Raw genomic sequence first — 1,193 nt, 5'->3', positions numbered from 1 at the left:
ACCCATCACCAAATGTCAGGGTCTATCCGTTCAGCGGCAATTACATTGCGGTGCAGGTCGAAGACAAACCGGTCCACCGGTATGTAACGCACCGCGGCCGGGCATGCTGCAGGAGGCGTCCACACATCGAGAAGGAGCCGCCCGTGCTCACTCGGATTCTCACTTGGCTGCGACGGCTCACGGGACGCACCCCCGGCACCCCCGACGACGCTGCCGCGCCGCTGAGCGCCCGGTCCCCGGTCTTCACCGCGAACTTCCAGTCGACCTCCCAGTGGGTGGCCGGCCGGTCCTGGGCCTATCCGAACGGCGGCCCCACCAACACCGGTGACAACAAACTCGACTACCTGGTGGCCGACCCCTCCTACAGCCGCACCGGCACCTTCCGGGCTACCCGCCGCCCGGACAACAAGTGGAACGCCGGCCTGCTGACCACCGAGGGCAGCGACGAGGGGTTCATGGTGCGGGCCGGTGACGTCCTGGAATCCCGGGTACGGCTGCCCGCCGAGATCGGGGCCTGGCCGGCGATCTGGACCTGGCGGGACGGCGGCAACGAGATCGACGTGTTCGAGTACCACCCCGACAACCCCGACCTGCTCGAATTCTCCAACCACGTCAAGGGCGGCTCTCGCTACCACCGGGACTCCTCGATCACCCCAGGCGGCTGGGTGGACCTCAAGGTCGAGTTCGGAAAGCGCTCGGTCGTGTGGTGGGTCAACGGCACCCGGGTGTTCGCCGACCGCCGGGGCGTCGGGCGCAATTGGCGGGCGTACCTCATCGTCAACCTGTCCGTGTGCGCGGGCCGCTACCATCCGGCGCCCGACCCGGGCGTCTCGGAGATGTCCTACGAGGTGGAGTACCTACGCGTCCACCGGCCCTAAGGGCTGTCCCGTCATCCCCGGCGGGCGCACGACGACAGTTACGGCACACCTCGCCGCGTTGTCGGAGCGCCCGGATAGCGCCCGGATACGAACCGGTATGCAGAAGCGCCTCCGCCTTGCGATGCACCGCATCCGACGCCGTGCGCCGATCCACCGGGGCTCACGGGACAGCCCTTAGGCGGAGCCGCAGGCCTGGTGACCCCACCGGCTGCCGTTCTTGGTGATCATGTCACCGGCCGCGTAGGGCTTGCCGCAGGCGCAGCTACCGGGGAACTTCGCCTTGATGGCACGGGAGCCGCCACCGCCGCCCGACGC

General features: G+C 68.7%; 1 protein-coding gene. It reads left to right on the top strand.

Annotated elements, in window-relative coordinates:
- Positions 1-221: 221 nt before the first annotated feature.
- Positions 222-878 carry a beta-glucanase gene (locus ACWGIU_RS38180; RefSeq protein WP_453712730.1) on the top strand — a complete coding sequence of 219 codons (657 nt, stop codon included), beginning with the start codon at positions 222-224 and terminating at the stop codon, positions 876-878.
- Positions 879-1,193: the final 315 nt, after the last annotated feature.

It is taken from the genome of Streptomyces sp. NPDC054840 (assembly GCF_053611065.1).
This window is presented reverse-complemented; position numbering and strand designations above follow the sequence as displayed.